Raw genomic sequence first — 7,718 nt, 5'->3', positions numbered from 1 at the left:
GTCGCGGCCCGGCGGGGCCGCGACCGGGGGCACCGGTCGCCGGGGAGGGCGCTCAGGCGGGGTCGACGGTGACGTCGACCCGGCCGAAGGCGCGGATGAGGTTGTTCAGCGCCCGCTCGGTGCCCTGCAGGTTGAAGCGGGCCACCCGCGGGGCCAGCGCCCGCAGCAGCGACTCGGTCTCCATCCGGGCCAGGCCCGCGCCCGCGCAGCCGTGCTCGCCCATGCCGAAGCCGAGCTGGTGGACGGCGTTGGCGCGGGTGACGTCGAACTCGTCGGGCCGCTCGAACTTGCGCTCGTCGCGGTTGGCCGAGGCGTAGATGACCAGCACCCGGGAGCCCTCGGGGACGTCGACGTCGCCGATCCGGGTGTCCGTGCTGGTGATCCGGCCGAAGGCGCGGATCGGCGACTCGATGCGGACGACCTCGTTCACCGCGTTGGGGATGAGCTTCGGGTCGTTGCGCACGAGGTCCCACTGGTCGGGGTTCTGCGCGAACAGCCAGACGGCGCTGCCGACGGCGCTGATCGTGGTGTCGAGGGAGGGCGCGAGGTAGTCGAGCATGAGCATCATCGCCTGCTCGGTGGAGATGGTCCCCTCGTCGACGGCCTCCAGCACGCCGTGCCCCAGGCTGCCGGGCGAGACGTTGCGGGTGCGCACGATCTCCGCGCCGAAGGCGGCCATCTCCCCGCACTGGGGCAGCGCCCGCTGGGCCCGGTCGTTGAGCGGGCCGAAGGAGTCGAAGTTGGCGCCGGCCCAGCGCAGCAGGTGCTCGCGGCCCTCCTGCGGCCAGCCGATGAAGTCCGGGACGATCGACAGCGGCAGCGCCCGGGCCAGGTCGGCGACCGCGTCGAAGGAGCCCTTCTCGACCAGGCCCGCGACCAGCTCCTCGGCCTTGTCGGTGACGAGGTCCTTCATGGGGCGCAGCGCGCGCGGGGTGAGCCGGTGGGCCACGACCTGGCGCAGGTGGGCGTGCAGCTCGCCGTCGCTGGCCAGCGTGCAGCCGAGGATCGCCTGGTTGGCCGGCTCGTTGAGCGCGATGCCGTTGGCCGAGCGGAACGTCTCGCCGTCCATGAGGACCGCCTTGGCCTCGTCGTACCGGGCGACGGCGTAGGCCCCGTGCTGCGACAGCCAGACCGCCGGGCCGAGCTCGCGCAGGGCGCGGTAGTCCTCGTACGGCTCGAGCAGCGCCTCGTCGGTGTAGATGTCCCCGTCGTACGTGGGTGCCGAGGTCGGGGCGGTCGTGGTCATGTGCGAGGGGTCCTTCCAACGCGCGGGACCGCAGAGCTGCGGGTGTGGACACTTGTCCGCGTCGCGGACACGGCGACGATGCCCGAGCCCCTGCGGTGTGTCAAGGCGCACATCCGCCCGCCGGAGACCCGTCACGCAGCCGGTTTCCCGGGTACCAGGACGACCCGTCGGCCGAGGCCCTCGGCGGTCAGCGCCCAGCCGCGCTCGACCTGTTCGAGCGGCAGCACCTCGTGGTCGAGCCGCAGCGCGCCGCGCTCGGCGTGGCCGAGGACGGCGGTCAGCGCCTGCGCCCGCTGCTGCACGGTGAGCGCGTTGTTCGTGTAGCCGAGCACCTCCGCGCTGCGGCTGCGCAGCACCGAGGAGGAGAAGCTCGCGGTGTCCCCGGAGGCGCCGCCGAGGTTGACCAGCCGCCCGGACGGCGCGAGCACCCGCGAGGCCGCGGTCGCGGCGACGCCGAACACCGGGTCGACGACGACGTCGACGTGCCCGCCGCAGGCCTCGGCCAGCCGCGCGGTGAGCTCGTCGACGTCCCCGGACAGCGGGACCACCGCGTCGGCGCCGGCCCGGCGCGCCCGCTCCTGGGCCGCGGCCGACCGACAGACCGCGACCACCCGCTCGGCGCCCAGCAGCCGCGCGGCACCGACGGCCACCTGGCCGACCGCGCCGCCGGCGCCGAGCACCAGCACCCGCTCCCCCGGCTGCATGCGGCCGCGCCAGGTCAGCGCCATCCACGCGGCGACCGCGGACAGCCCCAGCGCGGCCACCACCGTGTCAGGGACCGCCGCGGTGACCGGGACGACGTCGGCGTCGGGCACCGCGCACCGCTCGGCGAGGCTGCCGTCGCCGGGGGCCATGCCGGCCGAGGTCGCGAACCACACCCGCGTCCCGGGCGCGTGCGCGCCGGACTCCTCGACGACGCCCACGCCCTGGACGCCGGGGACGTACGGCGTCGCGGGGACGCCGAAGTAGGAGGTGCCCGAGGCGCACAGCTGGTCGAGCGGGACCACCGGCGCGGCGGTCACCCGCACCAGCGTCCGCCCCTCCCCCGCCTCCGGGTCGGGGTGCGGGCCGAACGCCGGCGGCGCACCGGGGGTGTGCAGGACGGCGGCGCGCATCGGGCTCCTCCTCGACAGGCGGGACCGCCCCCGCCCCGGTGACCGGGGCGGGGGCGGATGAGGGCCAGGCGGCCCCCTCCAGGGCACCGTCCCGAGCCTGCGAGGGACGGGGAGGAGGGGGTCCTCCTCGCTACGTGGCGATGTCCGGGTACGGCCTGGTGATGTGTGCCATCGCCTTGCCGTAGGCCTTCTGGTACTCCAGCGGGCCGTGGTCGCGCTCGAACATCGCGATGAACAGCGTGAGGGTCAGGAACGGGTGGGCGCCCATCTCGAACAGCCGCACGTGGTCGTGCTCGCGCAGCGCCGTGCGCTCCTCGTCGGTGAACGCCAGCCAGGTCGACTTCTCGGCGTCGATGGAGTTGAGCAGCTTGTTGGCCATCTCGGCCTCCCACCACTCGACCGTGCCGGCCGGGTCCTCGCGGTAGCGCTCGACCAGGTCGGGGTCGCGGTCGACGGTGTAGAGGAACTTGTCGAGCAGGTACTTGCTCATGCAGGGATCTCCGTTCCGGTCGTCGTCCGCGGGCTCAGGCCGGGGCCCCGTTGGGGTACCAGGTGAAGTAGGCCTCCATCGTGTGGAACAGGTCGAGGCTGTCCACGTGGGCGGCCTTCTGGCCCTCGCCGGCGACGCCCATCATCAGCATGAAGTCCATGAACCCGTGGGTGGCGTTGCCCGGGGCGTGCAGGCTGTCCAGGCTGACCTCGGCCAGGCAGCCCTCGATGTCGCCGCTGGCGATCCACTCGATGGCCTTGCGGTCGAACTCGGGGTCGGGGCCGTGCTCGCCGAACTGGCGCGGGCCGCCGAGCTCCAGCGACAGGTGTCCGGTGCCGATGATCGCGACCCGCTTGTCGCTCTCCCAGGACTCGACCATCTCGCGCAGCGCCTTGCCCAGCTGCACGAAGCGCCGCGGCTGCGGCAGGGGCGGGGCGAAGATGTTCGTGTACACCGGCACGATCGGCAGGTCGGCCTCCGGCCGCAGCGCGATGATCGGGCAGGTGATGCTGTGGTCGATCCGCAGCTCGTTGGAGAACGCCAGGTCGAAGTCCCGGTCGAGGCCGTCGCGCAGGATGTGCGCCGCGAGGTCCTCTTCGCCGCGCAGCTTCAGCCGCGGCAGGCCGAACTCGCGCTCCTCGTTGTACCAGTTGGCGTCGAACCAGGGCGCCTTGCCGACCAGGAACTGCGGCATGTTGTCCAGCCACAGCTGGTGGAAGTGGTCGCTGCCGACCATCACCAGCACGTCGGGCTCGGCACGGTTGAGCGTCTCGGCGAAGGCTTCCTGCTTGGCGACCCACTCGTCGGCGAACGGCGGCCGGTCCGCGCCGGTCGACGTCTTGGCCCGGTAGTAGAAGGGGTGGTGCGTGGACGCGATGACCGCGGCTACTTCAGCCACGACGACCTCCGTTGGTGTCGGTGTCCGAGGTGTGGCCCGGGAGGGGATCCGGGACGTAGGGGTCGGGCGCGACGGACCGGTTGTTGAGGTCCACCGACAGGAAGACCTCGTTGCCGACCGGGTGTCGCAGCTCCTCGGCCAGCTGGCCGATCAGCCCGGCGGTGCGCGCCAGCAGCGCGAAGCCGCGCAGCAGCTCCAGCGGCAGGCCGAGGTCGGCCAGCGCGGCGCCGCAGACGCCGGCGCCGTTGAGCGGCAGCGTCTTGCCGAGGACCTGGGGGTGCACGCGGCCGATCGCGGCGAACAGCGACAGGTGCGGGCCGTAGAGGCCCTCCTCCGCAGCGATGGCGAACAGCCGCGGCGTGCGCGGGTCGCCGTTCTTGTGCACGTGGTGGCCCAGGCCGGGGACGAAGCGGCGCGCGGCCCGCTGGGCGGTCACCGTCTCCAGCGCCAGGGCGTCCCAGCCGGCGTCGTCGGTCGGCAGGGCGCCGTCCACACCGGTGAGGACGTCGTGCAGGAAGCGGCCGCAGTCCTCGGTCACCCCGAGGAAGCGGGAGCCGCCGCCGAGCAGGCCCGCGGCCAGCGCGCCCTGCACCGAGTCCGGCGCCGACAGGTAGGTCAGCCGGGTGACGATCGCGGTCGGGGTGAAGCCGTGGTCGGCCAGCGCCGCCAGCACCGCCTCGAAGACCCGCGCCTCGCCCTTCGACGGGCGCCGCTGCGTGGCCAGCCAGAATGCCAGCTCGCCGAAGCCGACCTCGCCCATCACGTCGCGGGCCAGGTCCTGGCCGAGCAGCGTGATGCTCTCCAGGCTCGAGGCACCCAGCGCCGTCGGGTAGACCGGGCGGCCGTCCTCGCTCACGCGTCCTCCTCGCCGGCGCTCGTCGTCCGCGTGAGCGGCGCTGCCGTGCTCATGCGTGACCTCGCGAGCTCGGTCACGACCTGCCCTCCTCCGCGTCGGTGCCGCGGGCGGCCGGCGCGGCCAGCCACTCGCGGATCTCCGCACCGTGCTGGTCGAGGCGGGGTGGTGGCAAGCGGTAGTCGGCCGGGGTGGAAGAGAACCTGATCGGGTTGCGCACCGACGGCACCGCGTCGTCGCCGTCCCCGACCGTGACGACGGGGTCGAGACCGACCTCCTCGGCGAAGGCGACGCCCTGGTCGACGGTGTTGATCGGTCCGCAGGGCACGCCGGCGGCGATGATGTCGCGGAACCACTCCTGCTTGGTCCGGGTGCGCAGCCGCTCCACCAGCAGCGGCCGCAACTCGTCGCGGTTGGCGGTGCGGTCCTCGTTGCGCAGGAACCGCGGGTCGTCGGCGAGCTCGGGCACGCCGAGGACCTCGACGAGCTTGCGGAACTGCCCGCTGTTGCCGGCGGTGACGATCAGGTCGCCGTCCGCGCAGGGAAGGGGCTCGTACGGGAACAGGCTCGGGTGGCTGTTCCCCATCCGGAACGGGACGACGCCGCCGGCGACGTACGCGCTGGAGTGGTTGACCAGCCCCGACAGCGCCGAGGACAGCAGGTTGACCTCGACGTGCTGCCCCGTGCCGGTCTCGTGCCGGGCGTTGAGCGCGCTGAGGACGCCGATGGTGGCGTGCAGCCCGGCCATCACGTCGAACACCGAGATGCCGGCGCGGTACGGCTCGCCGTCCGGGGCGCCGGTGAGGCTCATCAGGCCGGAGATGGCCTGCACGATGAGGTCGTAGCCGGGCAGCGACCGGCCCCCGGGCCCGCTGCCGAACCCGCTGATCGAGGCGTAGACGATCCCCGGGTTGCCCTCGGCCACGGTCTCGTAGTCCAGGCCGAAGCGGGCCAGGCCACCGGGCTTGAAGTTCTCGACGAACACGTCCGCTCGGCGGGCCAGCTCGCGGGCCGCGGCCGCGTCGTCGGGGTCCTTGAGGTCGAGCGCGATCGACCGCTTGTTCCGGTTGACGCCGAGGTAGTAGGTCGAGACGCCGTCGCGGACCGGGGGGGCCCAGCTGCGGGTGTCGTCACCGTCGGGGCTCTCCACCTTGACCACCTCGGCGCCGAGGTCCGCGAGCAGCATGGTCGCGTAGGGCCCGGCGAGGACGCGGGAGAAGTCGGCGACCAGCACGCCGGCGAGGGGCCCCCGACCCGGCGTCGCGCCCGGGACGAGCTGCTGTGCGGTCATGGATCAGTGCACCTCTCCTCGTTGCCGACCGGCATGCGGACGTTGGTCCGTTCGCCGTGCGACGGAGTCTTCGCGCGGTACCCAGAGGTGTCAAGCAACACTCTTTCCACCTCCGTATCAGCGCGGTACGCGCGGCCGCGTCTTGACACCCTCCTCGGCCCGCGACGAAGGTGACCGGGTCCGACGTACTGACCGTTCTACGGACGTAGGTCCGCTGAGTCGCGAGTCTCGAGGAGGAGACCATGACCAGTTCCGACGGCGGCACCACCCCCCAGCCCGGCCGGCCCGTGCTGCTGCGCGGCGGCACGGTGCTGACCATGGACGACGCCTGCACCGTCCTCCGCGACGCCGACGTCCTCGTCGTCGACGACCGGATCGCCGCCGTGGGCCAGGGCCTGGAGGCCCCCGAGGGCGCCCAGGTGATCGACGCCAGTGACGGCATCGTCATGCCCGGCATGATCGACACGCACCGGCACATGTGGCAGACCGCGATGCGCGGCTACGGCGCCGACTGGACGCTCACCCAGTACTTCGTCTGGTACTACCTCGAGCACGGCAAGAAGTTCCGCCCCGAGGACATCGCCGCCGGCAACCGGCTGGCCGCCATCGAGTCCCTCGACGCCGGTGTCACCACGACCGTCGACTGGTCGCACGGTCTCCAGTCGGTGGAGCACGCCGAGGCCGCGCTCGAGGCGATGCGCTCGGTCCCCGGCCGCTTCGTGCTGGCCTACGGCAACATCCAGCAGGGCCCCTGGGAGTGGACCGCCGACCCCGCCGTCCGGTCGTTCCTCGAGCGGCTGCGCGACGCGCGCGACGACATGATGGGCGTGCAGATCGCCTTCGACGTCACCGGTGACCCGGCGTTCCCCGAGAAGGCCGCCTTCGAGGCCGCCCGCGACCTGGGCATCCCGGTCACCACGCACGCGGGCGTGTGGGGGGCCACCAGCGACACCGGCATCCAGCAGATGTACGACCACGGCTTCATGACGCCGGAGACGACGTACGTGCACGCGTCCACGCTGACCCGGGACAGTTACCAGCGGATCGCCGCCACCGGTGGCTCCATCTCGGTCGCGACGGAGTCCGAGTGCAGCGCCGGCCAGGGCCACGCCCCCACGGCGCAGGTGCTCCAGTACGGCATCCCGGTGTCGCTGTCCATGGACACCAGCGTGTGGTGGAACTGCGACATGTTCTCCGCGATGCGGGCGACGCTCAACGCCGACCGGATGGCCGAGCACATGGACGCCCACCTCAAGGGCGAGACCATCACCCACCTGCGGCTGCGCGCCCAGACCGTGGTCGAGTGGTGCACGAAGGGCGGCGCGCACACCATCGGCCGCGACGCCGACCTGGGCAGCCTCGAGGCGGGCAAGAAGGCCGACCTCGTGCTCATCAAGAACGACCGGTCCCCCGTGTCGTTCCCCCTGCTCAACCCGCTCGGCCACGTCGCCTTCCAGGCCGGGCGGGCCGACGTGCACACGGTCATCGTCGACGGCCGCGTCGTGAAGTACGCCCACGAACTGGTCGACGTGGACCTGGCGGCGGTGCGGCGGGAGGTCGAGAACACCATCGACCACCTGCGCCAGGAGTGCGGCGAGGAGGTCTGGCAGGCCGGGATGTTCCCCGAGATGCCCGAGGCCGAGGCCGCGATCCTGGACAACCCGTACCAGTACAGCGACTTCAAGGACGAGTCCAAGCGCTCCGGCTCCGAGGACCGGGTGCTGGGTCGCTGAAGCTCTGCGGCGGGGAGGTCGTGGTCCTCGACGTCCGGCCACCGGCCGAGTACGCCGCCGGCCACCTGCCCGGCGCGGTGAACGTCCCACCG

General features: G+C 72.8%; 8 protein-coding genes. 2 read left to right on the top strand and 6 right to left on the bottom strand.

Annotation, left to right across the window (positions count from 1 at the left end; all coding sequences use genetic code 11):
* Positions 1-52 precede the first annotated feature (52 nt).
* The 6 genes from ACI79D_RS24770 to ACI79D_RS24745 form a co-directional block, all read right to left on the bottom strand.
* Positions 53-1,246, bottom strand: coding sequence for a cytochrome P450 (locus tag ACI79D_RS24770; RefSeq protein ID WP_456921195.1), 1,194 nt, complete (start codon positions 1,244-1,246; stop codon positions 53-55).
* A 131-nt stretch (positions 1,247-1,377) separates the two neighbouring features.
* Entirely contained in the window at positions 1,378-2,361 is a 984-nt protein-coding gene (locus tag ACI79D_RS24765; protein ID WP_456921194.1) for a quinone oxidoreductase family protein, read from the bottom strand.
* 130 nt (positions 2,362-2,491) lie between these two features.
* The gene (locus ACI79D_RS24760; RefSeq protein WP_456921193.1) at positions 2,492-2,851 is read right to left on the bottom strand and encodes a hypothetical protein; all 360 of its coding nucleotides are present in this window, start codon (positions 2,849-2,851) and stop codon (positions 2,492-2,494) included.
* Between the two features lie 34 nt (positions 2,852-2,885).
* Entirely contained in the window at positions 2,886-3,749 is an 864-nt protein-coding gene (locus ACI79D_RS24755) for a DODA-type extradiol aromatic ring-opening family dioxygenase (protein ID WP_456921192.1), read from the bottom strand.
* Positions 3,742-4,605: a citryl-CoA lyase gene (locus ACI79D_RS24750; protein WP_456921191.1), complete on the bottom strand. Its 864-nt coding sequence runs from the start codon at positions 4,603-4,605 to the stop codon at positions 3,742-3,744. Before ACI79D_RS24750 ends, ACI79D_RS24755 begins: the two co-directional genes overlap by 8 nt.
* 73 nt (positions 4,606-4,678) lie before the next feature.
* Entirely contained in the window at positions 4,679-5,893 is a 1,215-nt protein-coding gene (locus ACI79D_RS24745) for a CaiB/BaiF CoA transferase family protein (protein ID WP_456921190.1), read from the bottom strand.
* 242 nt (positions 5,894-6,135) lie between these two features.
* Here ACI79D_RS24745 and ACI79D_RS24740 point away from each other — a divergent pair, with 242 nt between their 5' ends.
* Entirely contained in the window at positions 6,136-7,626 is a 1,491-nt protein-coding gene (locus tag ACI79D_RS24740) for an amidohydrolase family protein (RefSeq protein ID WP_456921189.1), read from the top strand.
* Positions 7,627-7,646: 20 nt separating this feature from the next.
* The coding region (locus ACI79D_RS24735) for a rhodanese-like domain-containing protein (RefSeq protein ID WP_456921196.1) at positions 7,647-7,718 on the top strand (72 nt) is incomplete at its 3' end.

This window comes from Geodermatophilus sp. SYSU D00708 (assembly GCF_054050115.1).
This window is presented reverse-complemented; position numbering and strand designations above follow the sequence as displayed.

Excerpts from the sequence above, each read along its gene's own strand:
- ACI79D_RS24740 (WP_456921189.1), top strand. The coding sequence starts at position 6,136 with ATGACCAGTTCCGACGGCGGCACCACCCCCCAGCCCGGCCGGCCCGTG.
- ACI79D_RS24760 (WP_456921193.1), bottom strand. The coding sequence starts at position 2,851 with ATGAGCAAGTACCTGCTCGACAAGTTCCTCTACACCGTCGACCGCGAC.
- ACI79D_RS24765 (WP_456921194.1), bottom strand. The coding sequence starts at position 2,361 with ATGCGCGCCGCCGTCCTGCACACCCCCGGTGCGCCGCCGGCGTTCGGC.
- ACI79D_RS24745 (WP_456921190.1), bottom strand. The coding sequence starts at position 5,893 with ATGACCGCACAGCAGCTCGTCCCGGGCGCGACGCCGGGTCGGGGGCCC.
- ACI79D_RS24770 (WP_456921195.1), bottom strand. The coding sequence starts at position 1,246 with ATGACCACGACCGCCCCGACCTCGGCACCCACGTACGACGGGGACATC.